This is a genomic window from Pseudomonas serboccidentalis (assembly GCF_028830055.1).
GTDB lineage: Bacteria > Pseudomonadota > Gammaproteobacteria > Pseudomonadales > Pseudomonadaceae > Aquipseudomonas > Aquipseudomonas serboccidentalis.
In genome coordinates this window covers 5333477-5358048 of record NZ_CP101655.1, presented here as the reverse complement: position 1 = coordinate 5358048, position 24572 = coordinate 5333477, and the positions used below count along the sequence as shown (strand labels likewise).

Genomic DNA, 24572 nt, shown 5'->3' with positions numbered 1-24572 from the left:
ACAAAGGCTTCCCATGAGCGTAGATGCACAAGATGTAGTACTCGTCGTCGAGGACGAACCGGTTATCTTGATGGTGCTGACAGATTACCTGTCGGGGCAGGGGTACCGTGTGTTGCAGGCCGAAAACGGCGAGCAGGCGTTCGAGATTCTCGCGAGCAAGCCGCATCTGGACATGTTGATCACTGATTTTCGTCTGCCGGGTGGCATCTCCGGCGTGCAGATTGCTGAGCCGGCAGTCAAGCTGCGCCCGGACCTTAAGGTGATTTTCATCAGCGGCTATCCGCAGGAAATCCGCGAGACCGGCAGCCCGATCACGCGCAAGGCGCCGATCCTGGAAAAACCGTTCGATCTGGATGTGTTGCAGGAAAAGATTCAGGAATTGCTGGCCTGATCTAAAAACACTGAAATGCCCCTGTAGGAGCTGCCGCAAGCTGCGATCTTTTGATCTTCAAAACAAGATCAAAAGATCGCAGCTTGCGGCAGCTCCTACAGGTGTTTTGGGGGGTCAGTTTTTGATCATTTCCCGCACCTTGGCGGTCAGCAGATCAAAGGTGAACGGCTTGGTGATCATCTGCATGCCGGAGTCGAGGAAGCCGCCGCGCACGGCGGCGTGCTCGGCATATCCGGTGATGAACAACACCTTCAACCCCGGGCGGTACTGCCGACCGATTTCCGCCAGTTGCCGACCGTTCATGCCCGGCAGGCCGACGTCACTGATCAGCAGGTCGATGCGCTGCGCCGAGTTGAGGATCGGTACCGCGCCGTCGGCATCGCTGGCCTCGACGAACGCATAGCCCAATTCACTGAGCACAGCGCTGACCAACACGCGCACGGCGGGGTCGTCTTCGACGATCAGCACCGTTTCGCCATCCAGCGCATCCGGGGCTTGCTCGATACTGGAAACCGGATGGTCGAGTTCCTCGCCACGAAAACGCGGCAGGTACAGTTTGACCGTGGTGCCCTGATCGATTTCGCTGTCGATCGAGACGTGACCACGGGACTGTTTGCTGAAGCCATAAATCATCGACAAACCGAGCCCGGTGCCCTGGCCGATCGGTTTGGTGGTGAAAAACGGATCGAACGCGCGGTTGATCACGCTCTGCGGCATGCCGCTGCCGTTATCGATGACGCTGAGCATCACGTAATCGCCGGGTTCGAGATTGGTGTAGGACTCGGTGAATTCGCGGGCAAGCACCTGATTGCTGGTCGCGACCACCAATTTGCCGCCATCGGGCATGGCATCGCGCGCGTTGAGCGCCAGGTTGAGCAGGGCGCTTTCCAGTTGATTGGGGTCGGCTTCGGCCACCCACAATTTGTCGTCAAGGCGCATGTCCAGCTGGATGCTTTCGTTGAGGCTGCGTTGCAGCAACTCGCCCATCGACAGCACCAGGGTGTTCATCTGCACCGCTTTGGAGTCCAGTGACTGACGCCGCGAGAAGGCCAGCAAACGGTGGGTCAGGCCGGCAGCGCGGTTGGCCGAGGTCACGCCCAGATCGATCAGACTGTCGAGGTCATCGGTGCGGCCGCGAGCCAGCCGGCGGCGCAGCAATTCCAGGCTGCCGATAATGCCGGTCAGCATGTTGTTGAAGTCGTGGGCGATGCCGCCGGTGAGCTGGCCGACGGCTTCCATTTTCTGCGACTGGCGCAGCGCTTCTTCGTTGTGCCGAAGTTGCGCAGTACGCTCCTCGACCTGTTGCTCAAGGGTTTCCAGAGTCGATTGCAGGCGCTGCTCGCTTTCACTCAGATCGATCAGGCGGTCGCGAGCGTCGTACTGTCGTCGGCGCCCGCGCAGGGCCGTGGAGACCAGGCTGACCAGGGTCGCCGGATGAAACGGTCGCTCAAGAAAGGTGACATTGCCCAGCAATTTGCTCAGGCGCGAGGAGGGGCCTTGTTCCGGGCCACCGTGGTGGGTCAGCAGGACGATCGGCAGATCCGACCAGGTCGGCTGTTGTTCCAGGTACAGCAACAGCGTTTCCAGCTCCGGGCCGCGCAGGGCTTCGGTGGCAATCAGCAGCAGGCCGGCGCCGGGCTCCAGTTCGGCGCACAACGCCCCCAGATCAGTGGCGATCACGCCACCAAAACCCGCCTCATTGAGGATCATCAGTGCAACCTGGCTGTCACGACCCATGGGCGCCAGGATCAGCGCCCGTTCCGACAGCGGTACGGCGACCGTCACAAGCCTTCTTCCCGCAGCAGAGGGTTGCTCGCGCCGAGGTAGGTCGGTACGCCACGCAGCACACCCTGGAAGGCTTCCAGCGGTTCACCGATGGTCATGCCCTGAGTCGAAATGCGGTATTCGCGGATCGTCGATTCGTGGCTGCCGGTGCGCTTCTTGATGATCGAGATCGCCCGGCGAACCTTGCCCAGAGCTTCGAAGTAACGCAACAGAATCACCGTGTCGGCCAGGTAAGTGATGTCGACCGGCGCCTGCATGTCGCCCACCAGACCGTGCTGGGCGACGGTCATGAAAGTTGCCGCGCCTTTGCGGTTCAGATACAGCAGCAACTCGTGCATGTGCAGCACCAGCGCATTCTCTTCAGGCATCGCCGCCTGATAACCGTTGATGCTGTCGATCACCACGGTCTTGATGCTGCCTTCGTCGACGCAGCGACGCACCCGGTGAGAGAACTCGCCCGGGGACAGTTCGGCGGCGTCCACTTGCTCGATCAGCAGGTTGCCGGTGGCTTGCAGGGCCTTGAGGTCGATGCCGATGTTTTTCATGCGTTCGAACAGCAGGCCCAATTCTTCATCGAAGATAAACAGGGCGGCTTTTTCGCCGCGTGCCACGGCAGCGGCGGCGAAGATCATCGAGATCAGCGATTTGCCGGTCCCCGCCGGGCCGAGTATCAGCGTGCTGGAGCCGGTTTCGACACCGCCGCCCAGCAGTGCATCCATTTCCGGGATGCCGCTGCTCAGTTGCAGGCGCGGGTAGTCACTGCGATGTTCGGCGGCCACCAGACGCGGGAACACATGCACACCGTCGCCCATGATGGTGAAGTCATGGAAGCCACCACGGTATTTCTGGCCGCGGTACTTGATCACCCGGATGCGTCGGCGCTCGGCGCCATAGTTGGGCGTCAGCTCTTCGAGGCGGATTACCCCGTGGGCGACGCTGTGCACGGTCTTGTCGAGGGACTCGGTGGTCAGGTCGTCGAGCAGCAGGACCGTGGCGTCGTAACGTACGAAATAGTGTTTGATGGCCAGAATCTGTCGACGGTAACGCAGAGAGCTTTGCGCCAGCAGGCGAATCTCCGACAGGCTGTCGAGCACCACGCGGGTCGGCTTGAAGCGTTCGACCACTTCGAAAATCTGCTTGGTGGCTTCGCCCAGCTCAAGGTCGGAGGAGTACAGCAGGCTTTGTTGATGCTCGGCGTTGAGCAGACTTTCCGGCGGTGTCAGCTCGAAGATTTCGATGTTTTCGTTCAGTTCCCAGCCGTGGGAGGCCGCGCCCTGACGCAGTTCACGCTCGGTTTCCGACAGCGTGATGTACAGACAGCGTTCGCCGGCGCGGGCGCCAGCCAACAAAAAATGCAACGCGACGGTGGTTTTGCCTGTGCCGGGTTCACCCTCGAGCAAAAACACATGACCTCGGGACAGACCGCCGGCCAGGATGTCATCCAGGCCGGCGATGCCGGTGGCGGCTTTTGCACTGATCAACTCGTTGGACGTAGACAAAGAATGCCCTCTCATGACTAGGGGAATCGAGGCAGCAGGCTGTACAAGCCGTTGTGCACTACCTGATTACTTGACCGCTGCGTGTCATGACGGTTCCGAGGTTTCGATATCAACGTGTCATTGATCACACTGGCAGCGGCTCAAAGCCCTTGCTGCAAGGCCGGGTCGTCAGGGTTCATCTGTTCCAGTTGCGCCAGCAGGATCTGCACGTTCTGCAACTGGCCGCTTTCCTTCCAGTAATTGATCAGCAGCACCCGGGCCTTGCGGTCGGCGGGATGGCGTTGCACCACTTCCTGCAATTGCTTTTGCGCTGCTTCCAGTTCTTCGGCGGCGTGCAGAGTGGTCGCCAGGTCGTAACGGTAGTCCTTGTTGTCAGGCTCCAGTTCGACAGCTTTGGACAAACCGAGCAGGGCGAACTCACGCTGGCCGTGGTGCAGCAGCCACAGGCCCAGCGCGTGCTGCAGATAGGCGGAACTGGGCTGGCTTTGCAATTGCCTGGCGAGCAATTGGCGGGCGGCGTCGCTCTGGCCCTGACGGTCGAGGACATCGATCTGCATCACCAGCGCCGGCAGGTTTCCCGGTTCCAGACGCAGGGTGTTGTCGAGCGCTTGCTGGGCCTGTTTCAGTTCGGCGTTGTGCAGATACAGGCGGGCGAGCTGGGCGTAGGTCGCGGCGCTTTCCGGTTGGCCTTTGAGCACCTGTTCCCAGCCATCGATCGCTTGCTGCAGCGGGGCGAAATACAGACCGAGTTCATCCGGTGTCAGGCCCAGCAGGGCGTTGATCGCGGCGAAGCGCACGCTTTGGTCTTCATCGTCGAGCATCGGCCCGAGCAACAGGCTGCGCTGGCCGCCGGGCACCAGGCCCACGATGCTTTGAATCGCCGCCAGCCGCACCTCGGGGGCTTCGTTCTGCAGATGGGCATCGGCCAGTTTCAGGGCTTGTGGGCTTGGGTAATTAGGCAACTCGGCCAGCAGCCAGACACTGCGCTTGACCGACAGGTCCGGACGGCCCAGTTGTTGATACAACTGCCGTGCCGCCCCCGGCTGACCGGAGCGGGCCGCGGTGAGGGCTTCGCTGTAGCCGCGTTTGATCGCTTCGGGTACGACCGGCGCGGTGGTGCGCAGGGATAGCCAGGCAACGACGATGAGCAGCACGAGGCCAAGGCTGATGAGCAGGTAGCGGCGGGACTGAGGCATGCGATTTCCGTGAACGGGTGTTCTTTAGCAGAGGGGCAAGCTTCGGTCAGACAAGGCCATCAGTCAAACCCGGGCTTGCGAATTGATCTGCAGGAGCTGCAGCAGGCTGCGATCTTTTGATGTTGCTTCTAAAAACAAGATCAAAAGATCGCAGCCTGCGGCAGCTCCTACAGGGGGCTGGCACAAAAAAGCCCCGCGACCGAATGATACGCGGGGCAAAAAATTGGTTGGTTGCGGCCAACCAAAGGAGCTCGTTGGAAAACGTTACTTGCTGGCGACGGTTTCCGGCTGCCAGCCACCACCCAAGGCCTTGTAGATTGCGACGATGCCGCGATACAGATCGACTTCGGCCTGGGCCTGGCTGTCTTCGGCGTTCAGGCGTTCGCGCTGGGCGTCGAGCAGCACCAGGAAGTCGGTGGTGCCTTCGCGGTAGCGGATTTCTGCCAGATCGGCAGCCTTGCGGCTCGATTCACTCTGGCGGATCAGCGAGATCAGCCGTTGCTGACGCTTGCCGTAATCGCTGAAGGCGTTTTCCGATTCTTCCAGGGCCAGCAGCACTTGTTGCTCGTAGGTCGCCAGTGCGCCTTCGGCATCGGCATCGGCGCCGCGCAAACGCGCACGCACGCTGCCGAGGTCGAACGCCGCCCAGGTGATGCTCGGGCCGAGCGCCCAGGCGTTGGCCGCCGAGGAACCGATCTGCGAACCCCGCCCGGCCGTCCAGCCGAGGAAGCCGCTGAGGCTGACCCGAGGGAACAGATCGGCCTTGGCCACGCCGATTCGCGCGGTGGCCGAAGCCAGTTTGCGTTCAGCACTGAGGATGTCCGGACGCCGTTGCAGCAGCTCGCCCGGGTCACCGATCGGCAAGGCCTTGGCAATGGCCGGCAAGTCTTTCGGACTCAGGTCGACGGTCAGTTTGTCCGGGCGCTCACCCAGCAGGGTGGCGATGCGATTCTTCTGCCGAACCTGTTCGGCCTGCAGTTGCGGCACGCTGGCTTCAACCGAGGCCAGACGCGCATCGGCACGTTCGACGTCGAGCTGATCGCCCACGCCGGCGTCACGCAGGCTGATGGTGATCTTGCGCGACTCCTGCTGGTTTTCCAGGTTGGCCACCGCGATCTTTTCCCGCAGCTGCGCACCACGCAATTGACCGTAGGCGTCGACCAGTTCGGCAATCATGGTGACTTGCAGTTGGTACAGGTCGGCTTCGGCCGCTTGCTGGTCGGCGTCGCTGGCTTCCAGATTGCGCTGGATGCGTCCGAACAAGTCCAGCTCCCAGGCCATGTCCAGCCCCAGGTCATAGCGTTCGCTGTTGACCCGGCGGGTGGTCTGGCCGGGGATTTGTCCCTTGGCGAGATCACTGCTGGCGCGGCTGGTGATGGTCGGCATTGCATCGTTGCTGACGTCGTCGCGGATCGCCCGGGCGGCTTTCCAGCGAGCGAACGCCACACGCAATTCGCGGTTGCCTTGCAGCGATTGAGTCACCAACTGGTTGAGGGTCGGATCGTCGAATTGCTGCCACCAGATGCCTTCGAATTTCGCACGGTCGAAGTTCTTTTGCCCGGCGGCGCCGTCGGTGGCGGTCGTGATGTTGGCCGCCTCCGTGGCAGGGGTCTTGTAGTCGGGGCCGACGGCGCAGGCGCTCAACGCCAGCACCAGCAGACTCGGCAGGAAGACTTTCAGACTCATTGTTGCGCCTCCAGTGGCTGTTGAAGATTGTTCGCCTTGGCCGCTTTGCGGGCTTCGCCACGCTCGACGAAATTACGAATCAGCACGTAGAACACTGGCGTCAGCAACAGACCGAAGAAGGTCACCCCGAGCATCCCGGAGAACACCGCCACACCCATGGCGTGACGCATCTCGGCACCGGCACCGCTGGAGAACACCAATGGCACCACACCCATGATGAACGCGAAGGAGGTCATCAGGATCGGCCGCAGACGCAGACGGCAGGCTTCCAGTACCGCGGCCAGCGGGTCGAGACCTTCCAGCTGTTTATCCTTGGCGAATTCGACGATCAGAATCGCGTTCTTACAGGCAAGTCCCACCAGTACGATCAAGCCGATCTGGGTGAAGATGTTGTTGTCGCCGCCGGAGACGATCACCCCGGTGATGGCCGACAGCAGGGTCATCGGTACGATCAGGATCACCGCCAGTGGCAGGCTCCAGCTTTCGTATTGAGCGGCGAGCACCAGGAACGCCAGCAGTACGCAGAGCGGGAACACGAACAGCGCGGTGTTGCCGGACAGGATCTGCTGGTAGGTCAGGTCGGTCCACTCGTAGGTCATGCCGTTCGGCAGTTCATCCTTGAGCAGTTTCTCGATGGCTTTTTCGGCCTGGCCGGAGCTGTAGCCGGGGGCTGCCGCACCGTTGATTTCAGCGGTGATGAAGCCGTTGTAGTGCATTACGCGATCCGGGCCCGAGGTGTCGCTGACCTTGATGAAGGTCGCCAGCGGGATCATTTCGCCCTTGTTGTTGCGCACTTTCAGCTGGCCGATCTGGTCGGATTCGAGACGGAACTGCTGTTCAGCCTGAACGTTGACCTGATAGGTGCGCCCGAAGCGGTTGAAGTCGTTGGCATACAGCGAACCCAGGTAGATCTGCAGGGTGTCGAAGATGTCGCTGACAGCCACGCCGTGGGTCTTGGCTTTTTCGCGGTCGATGGCGGCATCGACCTGTGGCACGTTCACCGTGTAACTGGTGAACAGCCCGGCCAGTTCAGGCACGTTATGGCTCTTGGCGATGATGTTCATGGTTTCCTTGTACAGCTCGTCGTAGCCCAGGTTGCCCCGGTCTTCGATTTGCAGGCGGAAACCACCAATGGTGCCCAGGCCTTGTACCGGCGGTGGCGGGAAGATCGCCATGTACGCTTCCTGAATGTTCGCGTACTGGCCGTTCAGGGCGCCGGCGATGGCACCGGCGGACATGCTCGGGTCTTTACGCTCGTCGAACGGTTTCAGGGTCACGAACACGATGCCGGCGTTCGGGCTGTTGGTGAAGCCGTTGATCGACAGACCGGGGAACGCTACGGCGCTTTCCACGCCTGGCTGTTTCAGGGCCAGGTCGGACATGCGCTTGATCACGTCTTCGGTACGATCCAGGCTTGCGGCGTCCGGCAGTTGCGCGAAGGCCACCAGGTATTGTTTGTCCTGGCCCGGTACGAAACCGGTCGGGGTGTTGGCGAAACCGAAGAACGTCAGCACCATCAGGCCTGCATACAGGAACAGGGCGATGCCGCTGCCACGGATGACCCGGCGTACAGTACCGACGTAGCCATGGCTGGCCTTGTCAAAGAAGCGGTTGAACGGACGGAACAGCCAGCCACCGAAGATCTTGTCCAGCACTTTGGAGAAGCGGTCTTTCGGTGCGTCATGACTTTTCAGCAACACCGCCGCCAGTGCTGGCGACAGGGTCAGCGAGTTGAACGCCGAGATCACGGTCGAGATCGCAATGGTCAGCGCGAACTGCTTGTAGAACTGCCCGGTGAGGCCGGAGATGAACGCCGCCGGAATAAACACCGCACACAACACCAGCGCCGTCGCGATGATCGGGCCGGTCACTTCGCCCATGGCCTTTTTGGTCGCATCGAAGGGGTTGAGCCCCAGTTCAATGTTGCGCTCGACGTTCTCCACCACCACGATGGCGTCGTCCACCACGATCCCGATCGCCAGTACCAGGCCGAACAGCGACAGGGCGTTGAGCGAGAAGCCGAACAGGTGCATCACCGCAAACGTACCGATCAACGATACCGGCACCGCCACCAACGGAATGATCGAGGCGCGCCAGGTCTGCAGGAACAGAATCACCACCAGCACCACGAGGATCAGCGCTTCGAAGAGGGTGTGAACCACCGCCTCGATCGAGCCGCGCACGAAGATCGTCGGGTCATAGACGATGCTGTAGTCCATGCCTTGCGGGAAGCCTTTCTTCAGCTCTTCCATCTTGTCGCGAACTTCGTTCGAGATCTGGATGGCGTTGGAGCCTGGACGCTGGAAGATCGGGATCGCCACCGCCGGCTGATTGTTCAGCAACGAGCGCAGGGCGTACTGGCTGGACCCCAGCTCGACGCGAGCGATGTCTTTGAGGCGGGTGATCTCGCCATTGTCGCCGGAGCGAATGATGATGTTCTCGAACTCTTCCTCGGAGACCAGACGGCCCTGCGTGTTGACCGACAGCTGGAAGCTCTGCGCATTCGGGGCAGGGGGTGCACCGAGTTGACCGGCCGCCACCTGACGGTTCTGTTCACGAATCGCCGTCACCACATCGGTGGCGGTCAGGTTACGCGAAGCGGTCTTGTTCGGATCGAGCCAGACCCGCAGCGAGTAGTCGCCCATACCGAACAGCTGCACGTCACCGACACCGCCCAACCGCGCGAGCTCATCCTTGATGTTGAGGATCGCGTAGTTGGAGAGGTAGAGCATGTCGTAGCGTTTGTCCGGCGAGGTCAAGTGCACAACCATGGTCAGGTCGGGCGACGCCTTGTCGACGGTGATACCGATGCGCGTCACTTCTTCTGGAAGTTTCGGTTCGGTACGGGTCACCCGGTTTTGCACCTGTACCTGCGCGTTGTCCAGGTCGGTGCCCAGGGCGAAGGTGATGGTCAGGGTGATCTTGCCGTCAGCAGTGGACTGCGAGGACATGTACAGCATGTTCTCGACGCCGGTGATGGCTTGCTCCAGTGGAGCGGCCACGGTTTCACCGATGACTTTGGGGTTGGCGCCCGGGAAGTTGGCACGTACCACCACGGTTGGCGGCACGACTTCCGGGTATTCGCTGATCGGTAGCTGGAACAGCGAGATCGCACCGGCGATCAGGATCAACAGCGAGAGCACCGCTGCGAAGATCGGCCGTGAAATGAAGAATTGGGAAAAATTCATCGGAGTTGTCGTCCCTTAACCGCGTGGGGTCGTAGCAGCCAGCTTCACAACCGATCCCGGCGCGCCTTTGGCAGGTGCGACTTTGGGCAGGTTGCTGGCTTCCAGCGCTTGACGTTGTTGAGCCAGGGCGGCAATGGTCTGCTCGCTGGCCATCGGGATCACTTCAGGGGTCACCGGCGAACCAGGACGTACCCGCTGCAGGCCCTTGACGATGATCGTGTCGTCCTTGTTCAGGCCGGTGCGCACGATGCGCAGGCCCTCGATCTTCGGACCGAGTTCGACGGCGCGGTAGACGGTTTTGTTGTCCGCATCCATCACCAGCACGAACTTCTTGCCCAGGTCGGTGCCGACCGCTTCGTCATTGATCAGCATGGCGTTGTAGGTGCCGCTGCCGACCAGTTTCAGTCGTGCGTACAGGCCCGGGGTGTAGGTGCCGTCGCTGTTGTCGAACACGGCGCGACCACGGATGGTGCCGGTTTTCGGGTTGACCTGGTTATCGACGAAGTTCATCTGGCCCAGGTGCGGATTGCCGTCTTCGTTGGACAGGCCCATGTACACCGGAGTGGTGGCGCCGCGCTGACCGTTACGGGCGAGTTGGGTGTATTTGAGGAACACACGCTCGTCAGCATCGAAGTAGGCGTAGACCTTGTCGGTGGACACTACGCTGGTCAGCGGGGTGGTATCGGCGGTGACCAGGTTGCCGGCGGTGATCTCGGCACGGCTGACGCGGCCGCTGATCGGCGCGGTCACGCGGGTGAAGCTCAGGTTCAGTTTGGCCAGGTCCAGCTGCGCTTGCAGGGCACCGACAGCGGCGCGGGCCTCTTGTGCAGCGCTGGTGCGCGAGTCGGCCAGTTCAGCAGAGATGGCGTTGCTGGCACGCAGGCGTTCACCACGTCCGGCTTCGTTTTCACTGCGAGTGGCGTTGGCGCGGGCCTGGGCGACCAGGGCTTCGAGGCGGCGAACCTCGGCCTGGAACGGGCGCGGGTCGATCTGGAACAGCAGGTCGCCTTTCTTGACCAGCGCGCCTTCGGTGAAAGCGACCTCGTCGATCTGGCCGGAGACCCGAGGACGGATTTCAACGGTTTCCGGCGCCTCAAGGCGCCCGGTGAATTCGTCCCACTCGTTGACCGGTTGCTCCAGCACCTTGGCCACGCTGACTTTGGCAGCAGGCATAGTGGCGGCAGTCTCCGGAGTCTTGCCGCAGGCGCTCATCACCAGTACGGCCAACAGGGCCAACGGGAAGCGCAAATGTTTGAGTGACTGTTCCATGGAATCATCCGCCAAAGTATTGAAGATGGGCGGATGATGCTCGGCGGGGTGTGATGGCACGAATCGAATGAAGCAAAGGTAACTATCATTCGGAATGATATAAGACCGATTCGAGCCCTCTAGCATGCACCTTTCGTTAGGGTGCTATCAATCGGTTTGATGACAAATGTGTGTTGTGTGGCGAGTAAAAGTACCAAGGGTTTATCAGAAGCAGGTTGCACAAACAAAGAGACGGCCATGAAGGCCGTCTCGATCAACAGTTGCAGGCTGACTCAGTTGTTACCTTTGCGGTTCGGCCCGAAACGGTTCGGACCTGGCTGGCTGTCTTGCACCAGGAACACCAGGTTGACGATTGGCAGCAGCAACCACCAACCGCTGCGGTCGGTGTCGTGCATGCGGCGCGCACCGACGGCAATGCTCGGCAGGAACATCGCCAGGTTGTAGAGGTTGGCAAGGATGCCCTTGGTATTGAGCATGGCGTCGAGGACACCCATGACAATGCAGATACCCAGGTTGATCAGCGCGAACATCCAGTATTCGCGGCGAGTGGCACGCCCTTGGAATACGGCGTAATTCTTCAGTGCTTCCATGTAAGGGTTGCCCGTCGTGATGGCGGGGCCGCTTGCAAAGGACTGTTGAGTGGCCTGAGGCGCACCGCACTGTGGGCATGCCACGGCAAGGCTACTAATTTCCTTGGCGCAACCGCGGCAGAAAACCATGCTCATATTTTTTCCCTAAAATTATTCAATCGATAGACAGGACAAAACGAACGCGGCAAGGCCTGACAAAATGATGCCGGCGATCGCGAGGTTTCTTCCTGGGTGTTTTTGGTTGATACAGACGATGCCGCAGGTGAGGCCCGCAAGGCTGAAGATGCCCACACCGACAATCGCATCCCGGTCCCATTCGGAGTCATCAAACAGGGTCAGTGCGCTGATGATCCCGAGGATCAATGAAACGATGGCCAGCCAGGGTATTTCGGCTTGCGTTTGCGGCACAGAGGCCTGTTGGGCAGCCCCGCATTGGGGGCAGGTGAGCGCCGTTTCGTGTAGCTCCTTGGCGCAAGCACGACAATAGACCATTGCCATCGTTTTCCTTAACTGAGTGCGAATGCCCGACCCTCCATCGGTCGGGGCGGCGGTAAGTTATACTTTATTACCGGATTTGTCATTATCACTTTGCCATCATGGCTGCTGGACTGGCAGAGACTCGCAAGACACCCACAGACGGAAACGGATCGTGCGCGCGATCACCGAAGAGTAAACGACGTTTAAATGAACAATTCTACGACTACAGCCAGCGGCAATTGGTACGCGGTGATTGCCTTGGCACTGGCTGCGTTTGTGTTCAACACCACCGAGTTTGTGCCCGTCGGTCTGTTGAGTTCGATCGGCAACAGCTTCGACATGTCGACCGCGCAGGTCGGCCTGATGTTGACCATCTACGCGTGGGTGGTGTCTCTGACGTCGTTGCCGATCATGTTGCTGACGCGCAACGTCGAACGACGAAAGCTATTGATCGTGCTGTTCGGGATGTTTATCGCCAGTCATATCCTGTCGAGTCTGGCGACCAGCTTCGGTCTGCTGCTGGTGAGCCGGATCGGCGTGGCGTTATCGCACGCGCTGTTCTGGTCGATCACCGCGTCTCTGGCCGTGCGTCTGGCACCACCGGGCAAACAGGTTCAGGCCCTGGGCTTGCTGGCAACCGGTACTTCGCTGGCGATGGTGTTGGGGATTCCCCTGGGTCGGTTGTTGGGCGAAGCCATGGGCTGGCGCACCACATTCATCGTGATCGCGGCGTTCGCGGCCACGCTGATGCTTTGCCTGACGAGGGTTCTGCCGTTGTTGCCCAGTCAGAATTCGGGCTCGCTCAAAAGTCTGCCGATATTGTTGAAGCGGCCTGCGCTGGTGGCGATCTATATCCTGACCGCCATGGTCGTGACGGCACAGTTCACCGCTTACAGCTACATCGAGCCTTTTATTCTGACCGTGGCGGGCATGAGTGGCGATGTGGTGACGTTCATCCTGTTGTTATTCGGTGGCGCCGGTATTTTCGGCTCGCTGCTGTTCAGCTACGTGCACAGCTATAACCCTCAGCGCTTTTTGATCGTGTGCGTGTCGTTGCTCATTTTGTGCCTGGCATTGCTGTTGCCTTTGAGCGGCAAGGTCTCGTACCTCGGCACGCTGAGCCTGTTCTGGGGCATGGCGATCATGGGCTTCGGGCTGGCGTTGCAGTCGAAAGTCCTGACGCTGGCGCCGGATGCCACCGATGTGGCGATGGCGCTGTTTTCAGGGATCTACAACATCGGTATCGGTGGCGGGGCACTGGTAGGAAGTTGGGTCGGCAGTCAGCTGGGCTTCGCTTACATCGGGGTCGTGGGTGGCGTGCTGGCGGCTTTGGCGCTGTCGTTTTACTGCCTGTCGGCTTATCGCATCGCCCGGGCCGAGGCTTGAGTTCGAAGCCTTGCGTTCGCCGACAGGCGCCTTTTCATTTCGAGCGCTGACCCACCGTGCTGCCGGCCGGCATCACATCGATGGATAGTCGCAGGCCGGTTCGCAACCCTGTTCCAACAGGCTGAAACGACAGGCGTTGCCACCGCTGCGTTTGGCCTCATACATCGCACTGTCGGCGCGTTCGAGCAACTGCTCAACGTTCGCGCCATCCGCCGGGTACAGACTGATACCGACGCTGATATGCGTCTCGATCCGTTGATTGTCGATCATGAAGGGTTGCGCGATGGCGGCGATCAGTTTGTTCGCCAACGCCTGGATCAGTTCGATCCGGTCCATGCCGCAAACCAGGATCGCGAACTCGTCGCCGCTCAGGCGCGAGACCACGTCTGACCTGCGCACCGACTGTCCCAGGCGCTCGGCCACGGCCACCAGCAGCCGGTCGCCGCAGGCGTGGCCCAGCGTGTCGTTGACGCATTTGAAACGGTCCAGATCGATGAACATCAACGCCAGGGACTGATGATGACGGGCGGCGGAAATGATCGCCTGATTGAGCAGGTTCAGAAACAACACCCGGTTGGGCAATCCGGTCAAGGCGTCATGGAACGCCAGCTTCTGCATCGCGGCGCGTTCTTCATCCATGACCTTGAAGTTGTGCAGGATGGAGATGAAATGGGTCACGGCGCCGTGAGGGTCGAGCACAGGAGTGATGACCTGGTTGACGATGCAAGTGCCGCCATCCTTGCGACGTTCGACCATTTCCCCCTGCCAGGTCACTCCGGCCAGGATTGTCATCCATAGATGGCGATAGAACGTGGTGTCTTGGCGTCCCGATGACAGCAGATGTGGCGTTTTACCCACCAGCTCCGGCTTGGAGTAGCCGCTCAGCAAGCAGAATGCTTTGTTGATCCAGACAATGCATCCCGTGCGCTCTGTTATCAAAACCGGATTTGTCGCGGCGTCCAATGCCCTCACCAGTACTTGCTGGTCATTTTCGATCATTGCACCCCTCCGATTGCAGTTGACGCGCAATCCCTGACTTCAGGCTAGGTCAGTGCACCGCGGATTTATTGATCAAAATCAACCTTTGCGCTTGTATACCCATCGTCAAACGCGGTCACGGCGTGAGCACAATCGCACCGTTGAATTGCCCTGCGCGTAAAATCGCCAGGGCCTGGTTGGCGTCCTCCAGGGCAAACCGGGTGATATCGCAGTGCACCGGCGTGTGTTGCAACTCCTGGAAAAACGCGCTGCCGTCTTCGCGTGTCAGGTTGGCCACCGAGCGAACACTGCGTTCACCCCACAACAGTCGATAGGGGAACGCCGGAATGTCGCTCATGTGGATCCCGGCGCAAATGACGCATCCCCCCTTGACGGTCACCGCCAGCGCTGCCGGCACCAGTGCGCCCACCGGGGCAAAGATCAGGCTGGCGTCAAGCAGGTGTGGCGGTGCCCGGTCGGACGGTCCGGCCCATTCCGCGCCCAGAGAGCGGGCGTAGGCTTGACCTTCGTCGTCATCGGGACGGGTGAAGGCGTACACCTGCTGGCCACGCCCGAGCGCCACTTGTATCGCCAGATGCGCAGCAGCGCCGAACCCATAAAGCCCAAGATGCTGAGCCCCCCGGGTCATTTGCAGCGCTCGAAAGCCGATCAGTCCGGCACACAGCATGGGCGCCGCCTGCAGGTCTGAAAGCGTGTGAGGGAGAGCAAAGCAGAAACGCGGATCGGCAACGGTGTATTCAGCATAGCCACCGTCCAGGTGACATCCGGTAAAGCGTGCCTGATCGCACAGGTTCTCCTGGCCCGAGCGACAGAACGCACACTCACCGCATGTCCAGCCCAGCCATGGCACACCCACCCGCCGACCGATCCAGTCGGGCGTGACCTCTCGGCCCACCGCCGTGACCAGACCGACGATTTCGTGGCCCGGCACCCTGGGGAACACGGCTTGCGGCAATTCGCCGTCGAGCAAATGCAAGTCGGTGCGACACACGCCGCAGGCCAGCACTTTAAGCAAAACCTGATCGGCGGCGGGGGACGGGACTGGGCGTTCTTCGAGTCTCAGCGATTGGCCGGGGGCGTGCAGAACCATGGCGCGCATGAGCAAACTCCTGAATGTGCGACAAGCATAGGTGTCTTGGCTTCGCACGTGCTTTTCATTCGGCCTTTGAGCGGGATTACGGACAGACGGGGTGCCCGGTTTTCGGAGGCGCGGGTAGCGTCGCCTCTATTGAGCTTCAGGGGTGGCCGCAAGACTTGATGTAGATCAAGTCTTGCGCGTAGCAGGCTTCCAGAATCGACCGATGACAATGGGTCAATCGGCCTTTCGCGGAGGACTTCATGAGTGATTTTTTAAATGCCGAGCAATTGGAAGGGGTGGACGCCTATTGGCGTGCCTCCAACTACCTGGCCGTGGGGCAGATTTATCTGAAGGACAATCCGCTGTTGCGCGAGCCGTTGACGCTGGCCCATATAAAACCGCGATTGCTGGGGCATTGGGGGACTACGCCGGGGCTGAACCTGATCTATGCCCACCTCAATCGCCTGATCATTCAATATGACCTCAACGCGTTATTCGTCGCAGGGCCCGGGCATGGCGGGCCTGCACTGGTGGCGCAGACCTACCTGGAAGGGACTTACACCGAGTGCTATCCCTCGGTGGAGCGCAATGCCAACGGCCTGCAACGCTTGTTTCGGCAGTTCTCATGGCCCTACGGGATTTCCAGCCATGTATCGGCGCAGGTGCCGGGGTCGATCCACGAGGGCGGCGAGCTGGGTTACAGCCTGGCCCATGCCTATGGGGCGGCGTTCGATAATCCGGACCTGATCGTGGCGTGCGTGATTGGTGATGGCGAGGCCGAAACCGGTACGCTGGCGGCCAGTTGGCATTCCAACAAGTTCCTCGACCCGGCGCGTGATGGCGCGGTGCTGCCGATCCTGCACCTCAACGGCTACAAGATCGCCAACCCGACGATTCTGTCCTGCATCAGCGAGGAAGAGCTGTCGGCCCTGATGTATGGCTATGGATACGATCCGTACTTTGTCGAAGGTGATGACCCGGCACAGGTACATCAGGATCTCGCCAGAACGCTGGACACCATCATTGTTAAAATCCGCGACATCCAGCGCCTGTCGCGTCAGCCCGCCGCCACTGCGCAGCGGCCCCTTTGGCCAATGTTGGTGCTGCGCACGCCCAAAGGCTGGACCGGCCCGAAATTCGTCGACGGCCATCGTGTGGAAGGGACCTGGCGCGCGCATCAAGTGCCATTGGCGGATTTCCAGCAACCGCTGCATGTGCGTCAGTTGGAAGACTGGATGAGCAGCTACCGTCCTGACGAACTGTTTGACGACAACGGCGCCTTGATCCCAGAAATAGCGGCGCTGGCACCCACCGGTCATCGACGCATGAGCGCCAACCCGCACGCTAACGGTGGCCTGGTGCAGCCGCTGAACCTGCCACGCTTTACCGATTATGCCGTGGCGCTGTCGGCGCCGGGCGCCATGCGCGCGGAAGCGACCCGAATACTCGGGACGTTTTTGCGTGACGTGATGAAAGACAACCGGCAATCGAACAACTTTCGGTTGTTTGGCCCGGACGAAACCGCCTCAAATCGACTGGACGCTGTCTACGAGGTGACCGCCAAGGCATGGATGGAGCCTTTGCACACCGAGGACATCAACCTGGCCCCTGACGGTCGCGTGATGGAAATCCTCAGCGAGCAAGTGTGCGAGGGGTGGCTTGAAGGCTATTTGCTGACCGGTCGCCACGGTTTGCTGTCGTGTTACGAGGCCTTTATCCATATCGTCGACTCGATGGTCAATCAGCATGCCAAATGGCTGAAAACCGCCGCCGAAGTGCCTTGGCGAAAACCCGTTGCGTCGTTGAATTTCCTGCTCACGTCACACGTCTGGCGTCAGGACCACAACGGATTTTCTCACCAGGATCCGGGGTTCATCGATTTGGTGGCGAACAAAAAGTCGGACATCGCACGCATCTACCTTCCACCCGATGCCAATTGCCTGTTGTCAGTGGTCAATCATTGCCTCAAAAGCCGTGACTACATCAATGTCATCGTCGCTGGCAAACAGCCGGAATGGCAGTGGCTGGACATCAATGCAGCGTTGCGTCATTGCCAGACAGGCATCGGCCGCTGGGAATGGGCCTGTCACAACGACGAACAACCTGACGTGGTCATGGCTTGCGCTGGCGATGTACCGACCCTGGAAACCCTCGCTGCCGTGACCCTCTTGCGTGGCTACGTCCCGGACTTGCGCGTGAGGGTGATCAACGTCGTGGATTTGATGGTGCTGCAGCCAGGGTGGCAACACCCCCATGGTTTGCCGGACCGTCATTTCGATGACCTGTTTACCCTCGACAAACCGGTGATTTTCGCTTTCCACGGCTACCCGGCGTTGATCCATCGCCTGCTGTACAAGCGCGCCAGTCACGATAATTTCCACGTGCGTGGCTTCAAGGAGGAGGGCGCCACCACCACTCCGTTCGACATGGCGGTCATCAACAACCTGGACCGTTATCAACTGGCGCTGGATGTGATCGAGCGTGTTCCCCGGCTGCACGCGCAGGTGCCGACCGCCAGAGCCCGCTACTGGTCGATGATGGAGAAACACAAGCTCTACCTCATCGAACATGGCGAGGACCTGCCCGAGGTACTGAACTGGCAGTGGACGCCGCCGGTTGTCGACTGAGCGGCTATTTGCTCTTCCAGTATTTCTGCATTTCGAGGAACAGGAAGGAGGCGGTCCAGGTGATCAGCACCAGGCCCGTCAAAGCCTCCAGACCGGTGAGGTACTTGAGATTGCCGACCGGGGCAATGTCACCAAAACCGATGGTCGTGTAGGTCGTGAAGGAGAAGTACACGCAGTCCATATACGAGCCGTCAAAGCTGCCCGTGAGGCGCCCCCAATCGCCGGACCGCGACATCAGGAAGTAGACCAGGGCGAAACACCAGACCTCTATGGCATGAGCCAGCAGCCCGCCGAACACCCCGACGACGATGCGGAACCGACTCCAGTTTTTCAGTTTCGGCAGCCAGTCGTTCAGGCGTGAAAGGCATTCGTAGTGAATCAACACGGCGGCGATCACCACCAGGGTGTTGATCAGGGTGACGACCAGCATGGCGACTCTCCGGCATCAGATGGCGACCGCAGCCAGGGTGATCGGCACCGTGAGCTTATGCCAGCAGCAGATGATCTTCGACTCTGCTAACGCCGGGCACCGACCAGGCGGCTCGTTCTGCGATCTGGCGCTCGCGCCACAAATGGACGCGGCCTTCGAGCTTCACAACGTCGCCTTCGACGTTGACGCGAATATCCTGAGCCTCCACTTCGGCGTTGCGCTTGAGTGCGGCTTCAATGCGCTGCTGGATATCAAAAACGTCCAGCCGTGGGCGCAGGATCAGACGATTGTCCACGCCGATTACACCGGACAACTTGCGGACACAACGCTCTACGGTTTCCTTCTGGTATTGCCAGTCCACTTCACCTTCAAGCGTGACCCGGCCGTGTTGCACGATGACTTTGACGTCGCCTTCGGGAACGTCGGAACTCCAGTGAATGATTTTCAACGCGCGCCTGGCGATGGTGTCGTCCTCCGTTCCCGAATTGGCGTTCAGCTTTACCTCGATTTCTTCGGCCAGTGCACGCACACCTTTGATGCTTTTCACCACACGTTCTGCAGTGACTTTCTGAGCGTAGCTGTTGACGTGCCCGCAGAGCGTGACAACACCGTTATCTACGCTGACCCCGATGTTGGCGGCATTGATTTCAGGCTGGAATTCGAGTTCTTCCAGAATGGTTTTGCGCAGATTCAAATCGCTCATGGCGGCGTTCTCTCTTCGGCGTGAGGCTCACGAACGGTGAGCACCCGGTCAGTTCTTTTCTACGCCTGAACACCGGAAAATCATTGAGCTATATCAACAATGCCCCTTTGCCTGGCGATTGAACGATGCGGCCATTAGTTGACAAAAATCAGAGCCGGCAGCAAGTGACGACAGATACTCGAACTATCGATTCAGCAGAGTCGCGATCAATCAAGGGGAAAGCCATGAACACGCGCTGGTCCATCGTTGTGCTGAGTATTGTGTTGGCCACGACCACCGGGTGCAGCCACCGTCATGCCCAGGAAATCGATGCTCGACTGGAATCCGCCGAAGACAATGCGGCGACGGCACGCTTGCGCGCCGACGAAGCGATATTGAAAGCGGAACAGGCACAGCGTGCGGCTGATGAGGCCAATGAGCGCGCCAGACGGATGGCTGAAAAAGCGACACACAAGTAGTGGGCGTTTACATCGACATCCGTAACCCAAAAGAGCGATCGATAGCGCTCCCATGACGGTTCAAGGAAACGACCATGCAAATGACATTTCTCGGTGCTGCCGGCACGGTCACCGGCAGCAAGTACCTGCTGGAACATCACGGTAGGCATGTCCTGATCGACTGCGGTTTGTTTCAGGGCTACAAGCAACTGCGCTTGCATAACCGGGATCCGTTCCAGATTCCCGTACGCGACCTGGATGCCATCGTGCTGACCCATGCCCACCTGGATCACAGCGGCTATCTGCCGGTGCTGGTGCGCAATGGGTATCGCGGCCCGGTGTATGCCACGGCGGCGACCTGCGAGCTGGTGAAAATCCTGCTGCTCGACAGTGGTCGCCTGCAGGAAGAGGAGGCGAGTTTTGCCAATAAACATGGTTTCTCCAAGCATTCGCCGGCCTTGCCCTTGTACACCGAGCAGGATGCCGAGCAGGCATTGAAACTGCTGCAGCCGATCGAGTTGCATCACCGGATCGAGGTTATTCCGGGGCTGAGCATTCTGCTGCGCGGCGCGGGCCACATTCTGGGCGCTGCCACCGTCGAGGTCGTCGCCGATGGCACCACGCTGGTGTGCTCGGGTGACCTTGGGCGACCAAGCGATCCATTGATGTACGCCCCGGAAATCATCGAGCAGGCCGACTATTTGCTGGTGGAATCGACCTACGGTGATCGTCGGCACCCAGATGACGCGCCAGAGAAGCAAATGGCTGAGGTGATCAATCGCACGGCACTGCGCCATGGCATCATTCTGGTGCCTTCGTTCGCGGTCGGACGCGCGCAACTGCTGATGTATTACCTCTACCAGCTCAAACAGCGACACGCGATCCCTGACCTGCCGGTGTACCTCAATAGCCCCATGGCCACCGACGTCACACGCCTGTATCAACGTTTTCGCAGTGAACACCGCTTGTCATTGGAAGATTGCGAGGGGATGTGCCGGGGCACGCAATTTGTGCGCTCGACTCAGGAGTCCATTGATCTGGACCAGCAACGCACCCCCGCAGTGATCATCGCTGCCAGCGGCATGGCCACCGGTGGACGAGTGCTGCATCACCTCAAGGCACTGGCGCCCAACCCGCTGAATGCACTTCTGATGCCGGGCTTTCAGGCCGGCGGCACGCGCGGGGCACAAATTGTCGCGGGTGTCCCGTCGGTACGGATTCACGGGCAAGACGTACCGATTCGCGCCGAAGTGGTGCCGATGCAGACCCTGTCCGCACACGCCGATGCCGATGAAATCATCCAGTGGCTGCGTGGCTTCAAGCGCGCCCCGAAACACACCTACGTGGTGCACGGCGAGCCCAATGCCTCGGACGTCCTGCGCCGGCGCATCAGTCTGGAACTGGGATGGTCGGTGTCGGTGCCGGAATATCGCGATCAAGTCGAACTTGGCGGCGAAACGGCTCAGTGACTGAGCTCGCCGTGTGAGTACGGCTGTTCCTGCCAGGCTTGACGGTGCTTCTTGTCGGCGCGGTTCCTGGCTTCGGCGAACCTGTTTTCTGTGGAGACAATCATGAGCCAATATCAACATTTGTTGCTGGTCATCAACCCGTCTCTGCGCCGCTCGCCGGCGATCAACCATGCTGCCGCACTGGCAAAGGCAAGTGGTGCGACGCTCCATATCAGGGCGTTCGTAAAGTCGCTGGATATCCTCTCGATGCTGGAAGAGGGCGATCGTGAGGAGGCCCGCGCGAACTATTTGCAGGATCATCGTGACTGGCTCAAGTATCAAGCGATCAATCTGCGGGGCAGAGGCCTTGAGGTGACAGCCGAGGTCGGCTGGACCGATGACATGAAGCAAGAGATCCTCGATTACGTAAATGAAATGAAGCCCGAACTGCTGATCAAGGAAGTGCAACACGAGTCGACACTCAAGCGGGCGTTCTTCACGCCGCTGGACTGGCAGTTGCTGCGCCATTGTCCGGTACCGGTTTATATGTTGGGCGGCACTGGACATGCCTTGCCGCGCAAGGTTGTAGCGGCAGTAGATGTCGCAATGAGCGACGAAGGCGGTGATGCGCTAAATGACCGCATCATTCAGCAGGCCACGGCCTTCGCCATCCAGTGCGATGCCGAGTTGCACCTGGTGTACGCCTATGACGTTTCCCAGGAATTTCTGGAGGGGCTGGGTGATGGCTTGAGGGGCTCGGAGCTGAGCAAAGCCCTGCGCAAGGAACTGGAAGCGTCTTACATCACATGGGCCAATCGGTACGGTGTGCCTGCCGAGCGCCGGCATTTCGTAGTGGGGCATCCAGTTGCGGCGCTCAGCGAATTCGCCGACGAGCAACATGTGGATGTGATCGTCATGGGCAGAGTGCAAAATCACGGGGTCGACAAACTGCTGGGCAGTACCACCGAACATATTCTGTATCAGGTGCCCTGTAGCGTACTGGCGGTCTAGCGTGATCGATCACGCCGGCCCGCTGAATGGCAGAGCCGGGCAGCCTGTCTCGGGCGTTCTGTTCATGCAGGTAGCCCCGCAACGATGAGAGGCGCAAAAAGCCCCTTGCCGATTCACCGATAAGGGGCAGAGTAGCCTGGGACTTACGCGCCTTTGATGGGCACGACTTTGTCCGCTTTTAGCGCTTCAGGCTTTTTCGGCAACGAGATACTCAACACGCCTTTGGAGAAACTCGCGTCGATTTTTTCAGCGTCGACGCCTTTGGGCAGCGTAAATACTCGTTCAAAGGAGCCGTAGTGACGCTCGCTGAGGTGATAGCCTTTCCTTTTTTCTTCCTTGTCCTCTTTCTTTTCACCTTTGATGATCAGGCTGCCGTTCGACAGTTTGATCTCGATGTTCTTCTGATCCATGCCGGGTAGCTCAGCCGTAATTTCGTAGCTTTTATCCTTCTCGCTGATGTCGACCGCCGGCATGTTGAAACCGTGCAGTTCGCGACGCCAGAGCGGTTCGGTATCGAACAGCCCGCGACCAAAGGGTGAAAGTCCTGAGCCACGGTTGAAGTCTTCGAACAGGTGATCGACTTGCTGGCGGAGCTTTTCCAGAGGTCGCCATAGGTCCGTTGTCATCGGCTGCTGGCCGGATTTGTTTTTTACTTCGGTAGTGACTGGCATCTTCTTCACGGAATTGCTCATTTTCGGTACTCCATTGCGAATGGAAGGCGGCCGACAATCATCCTGTCTGCAAACCGCCAGGACAGAACAAGCTTCCTTAAAGCGTTAGCGTCCCGGACCACAGCATCCAGCCGGCGTAAGCCGCTGCTGCCCAGATAATGATCAGCAGGCCCGTCTCGGGACCGCTGAGCGGCTGGCCCTGACGGGCTCTCAGCGTGCCCAGATAAATCAATGAGCCGGGGGCGTAGAGCAAAGCACTGAGCAAGAGGTATTTAGGCCCGGCGGCATACAGCAGCCAGACGCAATACAGCGTGGCGACCAAGGCGATTGCCATGTCGCGTATTTGCATTGCGCGATGGCCGGCGTAGGTTTCGCCCTGCCACGTCATTTTCAGTGCATAGAGGCCGCTGAACAGATACGGCAGCAGAATCATCGAGGTGGCGAGGGAAATCAGGGCCAGGTAACTGGCACTTGAGTACAGCGTCAGCAGCAGAAACAACTGAATGCATCCGTTCGTGAGCCACAGTGCATTAGCGGGCGCGCCACGGGTGTTTTCCTCTCCAAGCGACACCGGCATGACCTTTTCTCTGGCCGGGGTAAACACCGATTCGGCTGCCAGCAGCGTCCAGGCGAGCAGGGCACCGCCGACTGAAATGATCAAGCCAATACTGATCAATACCGCGCCCCACGGCCCGGCGGCGGCTTGCAGAACACCGGCCATCGAAGGGTTTTTCAGGGCCGCCAGCTCCGGTTGTCTGAGAATGCCCAGCGACAGCAAGGACACGGCAATCAGCAGCAACAGTGTGATGACGAAACCGATGACCGTGGCTCTACCGACGTTGGCGCGTTCGGCAGCGCGGGCAGAGAACACGTTGGCGCCCTCGATGCCGATGAACACCCAGACAGTCACCAGCATTGTGCTTTTGACTTGATCAAACGTGCTGCCCAACGCGGGTGTCCCCCAGAAATCCACCATGAAGGTTTCACGCTGGAAGGCGGCAATCACCAAGCCGATGAATAGCAGCAACGGCACCACCTTGGCCACGGTTGTCAGGGCATTGGCCCGCGCCGCCGTGCGCATGCCTCGCAGGATCATCCAGTGCAACGACCACAACACTACGGATGCTCCGGCGATCGCCGCTTTGTTGTTGCCTTCGCCAAACAGCGGGAAAAAGTAACTCAGCGCGGCGAACAAAATCACCAGATAGCTGACGTTGCCGATCCAGGCACTGATCCAGTAACCCCAGGCAGAGTTGAAACCGAGAAACTCACCGCCCAGTGTCCGGGCATAGGCGAACACACCGTTGTCCAGTGCGGGCTGGCGATTGGACAGGGTCTGATAGACCAACGCCAGCGACAGCATGCCGACGCCGGTGATCACCCAACCAATCAGAATCGCTCCTGCGCCCGCGCTGGCCGCCATGTTCTGCGGCAGGCTGAAAATACCGCTGCCGATCATCGACCCAACCACCAGCGCGATCAGCAGGCTCAGTGACAAGCGTTTGGGTTCAGCCTTGCGCAGACTGACAGTCAGAGGTTGCGGCCTGGCGGGGGGAATGCTGGGTTGAATGTCTTGCAGTTGAGTAGTCATGACAGGCCTCCACGAAGACTGGGTCGTCTGCATCGGCCGCGGACGCGGTTCTTGCAGACGTCAAGGAACAATCTCAGTGAGAAGGGCGTGTCTGTGGTTGATAAATGTCA

Annotated in this window: 20 protein-coding genes; 6 read left to right on the top strand and 14 right to left on the bottom strand. The window is 59.8% G+C overall.

The features are described 5' to 3' along the window. Positions 1–13: 13 nt before the first annotated feature. Complete coding sequence (locus tag NN484_RS24400; RefSeq protein ID WP_003225116.1) at positions 14–391, top strand: response regulator; 378 nt, start codon at positions 14–16, stop codon at positions 389–391. 114 nt (positions 392–505) lie between these two features. On the opposite strand, the gene NN484_RS24395 is transcribed toward NN484_RS24400, so the two are convergent. The 8 genes from NN484_RS24395 to NN484_RS24360 form a co-directional block, all read right to left on the bottom strand. After that, complete coding sequence (locus NN484_RS24395) at positions 506–2176, bottom strand: response regulator (RefSeq protein ID WP_215500038.1); 1671 nt, start codon at positions 2174–2176, stop codon at positions 506–508. Then, complete coding sequence (locus NN484_RS24390) at positions 2173–3675, bottom strand: ATPase domain-containing protein (protein WP_274658116.1); 1503 nt, start codon at positions 3673–3675, stop codon at positions 2173–2175. Before NN484_RS24390 ends, NN484_RS24395 begins: the two co-directional genes overlap by 4 nt. A 140-nt stretch (positions 3676–3815) precedes the next feature. After that, complete coding sequence (locus tag NN484_RS24385; protein WP_274658115.1) at positions 3816–4871, bottom strand: tetratricopeptide repeat protein; 1056 nt, start codon at positions 4869–4871, stop codon at positions 3816–3818. A 264-nt stretch (positions 4872–5135) separates the two neighbouring features. Beyond that, positions 5136–6557, bottom strand: a complete 1422-nt coding sequence (locus NN484_RS24380) for an efflux transporter outer membrane subunit (RefSeq protein ID WP_127647578.1) — start codon at positions 6555–6557, stop codon at positions 5136–5138. Continuing rightward, the gene (locus tag NN484_RS24375; RefSeq protein ID WP_274658114.1) at positions 6554–9745 is read right to left on the bottom strand and encodes an efflux RND transporter permease subunit; all 3192 of its coding nucleotides are present in this window, start codon (positions 9743–9745) and stop codon (positions 6554–6556) included. The genes NN484_RS24380 and NN484_RS24375 overlap by 4 nt, the downstream gene beginning before the upstream one ends. Positions 9746–9760: 15 nt before the next feature. Continuing rightward, on the bottom strand, positions 9761–11014 hold the full coding sequence (mexE, locus tag NN484_RS24370) for a multidrug efflux RND transporter periplasmic adaptor subunit MexE (RefSeq protein WP_127647574.1): 1254 nt from the start codon (positions 11012–11014) through the stop codon (positions 9761–9763). A 272-nt stretch (positions 11015–11286) separates the two neighbouring features. Then, positions 11287–11739 (bottom strand): DUF805 domain-containing protein, encoded by a 453-nt coding sequence (locus tag NN484_RS24365; protein WP_215500042.1) that lies wholly within the window; start codon positions 11737–11739, stop codon positions 11287–11289. Positions 11740–11754: 15 nt separating this feature from the next. Continuing rightward, positions 11755–12102, bottom strand: a complete 348-nt coding sequence (locus tag NN484_RS24360; protein ID WP_127647570.1) for a DUF4190 domain-containing protein — start codon at positions 12100–12102, stop codon at positions 11755–11757. 186 nt (positions 12103–12288) lie between these two features. Here NN484_RS24360 and NN484_RS24355 point away from each other — a divergent pair, with 186 nt between their 5' ends. Further along, on the top strand, positions 12289–13467 hold the full coding sequence (locus NN484_RS24355; RefSeq protein WP_274658113.1) for a sugar transporter: 1179 nt from the start codon (positions 12289–12291) through the stop codon (positions 13465–13467). A 72-nt stretch (positions 13468–13539) separates the two neighbouring features. Here the strand turns inward: NN484_RS24355 and NN484_RS24350 are convergent, their stop codons facing one another. Both NN484_RS24350 and NN484_RS24345 read right to left on the bottom strand, forming a co-directional pair. After that, positions 13540–14466 (bottom strand): diguanylate cyclase domain-containing protein, encoded by a 927-nt coding sequence (locus NN484_RS24350; RefSeq protein WP_127647566.1) that lies wholly within the window; start codon positions 14464–14466, stop codon positions 13540–13542. 115 nt (positions 14467–14581) lie between these two features. After that, a complete protein-coding gene (locus NN484_RS24345) occupies positions 14582–15565 on the bottom strand; it encodes a zinc-dependent alcohol dehydrogenase family protein (RefSeq protein ID WP_274658111.1) in 984 nt (327 codons plus the stop codon). A 239-nt stretch (positions 15566–15804) separates the two neighbouring features. Between NN484_RS24345 and NN484_RS24340 the strand changes: the two genes are divergently transcribed. Then, complete coding sequence (locus NN484_RS24340; protein ID WP_274658110.1) at positions 15805–18171, top strand: phosphoketolase family protein; 2367 nt, start codon at positions 15805–15807, stop codon at positions 18169–18171. A gap of 4 nt (positions 18172–18175) precedes the next feature. On the opposite strand, the gene NN484_RS24335 is transcribed toward NN484_RS24340, so the two are convergent. Both NN484_RS24335 and NN484_RS24330 read right to left on the bottom strand, forming a co-directional pair. Continuing rightward, a complete protein-coding gene (locus NN484_RS24335; protein ID WP_127647560.1) occupies positions 18176–18601 on the bottom strand; it encodes a potassium channel family protein in 426 nt (141 codons plus the stop codon). Between the two features lie 55 nt (positions 18602–18656). Continuing rightward, positions 18657–19304 carry a BON domain-containing protein gene (locus NN484_RS24330; RefSeq protein ID WP_127647558.1) on the bottom strand — a complete coding sequence of 216 codons (648 nt, stop codon included), beginning with the start codon at positions 19302–19304 and terminating at the stop codon, positions 18657–18659. Between the two features lie 224 nt (positions 19305–19528). Here NN484_RS24330 and NN484_RS24325 point away from each other — a divergent pair, with 224 nt between their 5' ends. From NN484_RS24325 to NN484_RS24315, 3 genes are all read left to right on the top strand, one after another. Next, positions 19529–19762 carry an Lpp/OprI family alanine-zipper lipoprotein gene (locus NN484_RS24325; protein ID WP_127647556.1) on the top strand — a complete coding sequence of 78 codons (234 nt, stop codon included), beginning with the start codon at positions 19529–19531 and terminating at the stop codon, positions 19760–19762. Between the two features lie 74 nt (positions 19763–19836). Next, complete coding sequence (locus NN484_RS24320; RefSeq protein WP_274658109.1) at positions 19837–21210, top strand: MBL fold metallo-hydrolase RNA specificity domain-containing protein; 1374 nt, start codon at positions 19837–19839, stop codon at positions 21208–21210. A gap of 102 nt (positions 21211–21312) precedes the next feature. Further along, entirely contained in the window at positions 21313–22200 is an 888-nt protein-coding gene (locus NN484_RS24315; protein ID WP_274658108.1) for a universal stress protein, read from the top strand. 143 nt (positions 22201–22343) lie between these two features. Here NN484_RS24315 and NN484_RS24310 read toward each other — a convergent pair whose 3' ends face one another. Further along, positions 22344–22892 carry an Hsp20/alpha crystallin family protein gene (locus tag NN484_RS24310; protein WP_127647551.1) on the bottom strand — a complete coding sequence of 183 codons (549 nt, stop codon included), beginning with the start codon at positions 22890–22892 and terminating at the stop codon, positions 22344–22346. Positions 22893–22968: 76 nt separating this feature from the next. After that, the gene (gene arcD, locus NN484_RS24305) at positions 22969–24462 is read right to left on the bottom strand and encodes an arginine-ornithine antiporter (protein ID WP_215500048.1); all 1494 of its coding nucleotides are present in this window, start codon (positions 24460–24462) and stop codon (positions 22969–22971) included. Positions 24463–24572 lie beyond the last annotated feature (110 nt).

Coding starts and splice junctions, on each gene's coding strand:
- NN484_RS24400 (WP_003225116.1), top strand. CDS start 14: ATGAGCGTAGATGCACAAGATGTAGTACTCGTCGTCGAGGACGAACCG.
- NN484_RS24385 (WP_274658115.1), bottom strand. CDS start 4,871: ATGCCTCAGTCCCGCCGCTACCTGCTCATCAGCCTTGGCCTCGTGCTG.
- NN484_RS24380 (WP_127647578.1), bottom strand. CDS start 6,557: ATGAGTCTGAAAGTCTTCCTGCCGAGTCTGCTGGTGCTGGCGTTGAGC.
- NN484_RS24375 (WP_274658114.1), bottom strand. CDS start 9,745: ATGAATTTTTCCCAATTCTTCATTTCACGGCCGATCTTCGCAGCGGTG.
- mexE (WP_127647574.1), bottom strand. CDS start 11,014: ATGGAACAGTCACTCAAACATTTGCGCTTCCCGTTGGCCCTGTTGGCC.
- NN484_RS24365 (WP_215500042.1), bottom strand. CDS start 11,739: ATGAGCATGGTTTTCTGCCGCGGTTGCGCCAAGGAAATTAGTAGCCTT.
- NN484_RS24360 (WP_127647570.1), bottom strand. CDS start 12,102: ATGGCAATGGTCTATTGTCGTGCTTGCGCCAAGGAGCTACACGAAACG.
- NN484_RS24355 (WP_274658113.1), top strand. CDS start 12,289: ATGAACAATTCTACGACTACAGCCAGCGGCAATTGGTACGCGGTGATT.
- NN484_RS24350 (WP_127647566.1), bottom strand. CDS start 14,466: ATGATCGAAAATGACCAGCAAGTACTGGTGAGGGCATTGGACGCCGCG.
- NN484_RS24345 (WP_274658111.1), bottom strand. CDS start 15,565: ATGCGCGCCATGGTTCTGCACGCCCCCGGCCAATCGCTGAGACTCGAA.
- NN484_RS24340 (WP_274658110.1), top strand. CDS start 15,805: ATGAGTGATTTTTTAAATGCCGAGCAATTGGAAGGGGTGGACGCCTAT.
- NN484_RS24335 (WP_127647560.1), bottom strand. CDS start 18,601: ATGCTGGTCGTCACCCTGATCAACACCCTGGTGGTGATCGCCGCCGTG.
- NN484_RS24330 (WP_127647558.1), bottom strand. CDS start 19,304: ATGAGCGATTTGAATCTGCGCAAAACCATTCTGGAAGAACTCGAATTC.
- NN484_RS24325 (WP_127647556.1), top strand. CDS start 19,529: ATGAACACGCGCTGGTCCATCGTTGTGCTGAGTATTGTGTTGGCCACG.
- NN484_RS24320 (WP_274658109.1), top strand. CDS start 19,837: ATGCAAATGACATTTCTCGGTGCTGCCGGCACGGTCACCGGCAGCAAG.
- NN484_RS24315 (WP_274658108.1), top strand. CDS start 21,313: ATGAGCCAATATCAACATTTGTTGCTGGTCATCAACCCGTCTCTGCGC.
- NN484_RS24310 (WP_127647551.1), bottom strand. CDS start 22,892: ATGAGCAATTCCGTGAAGAAGATGCCAGTCACTACCGAAGTAAAAAAC.
- arcD (WP_215500048.1), bottom strand. CDS start 24,462: ATGACTACTCAACTGCAAGACATTCAACCCAGCATTCCCCCCGCCAGG.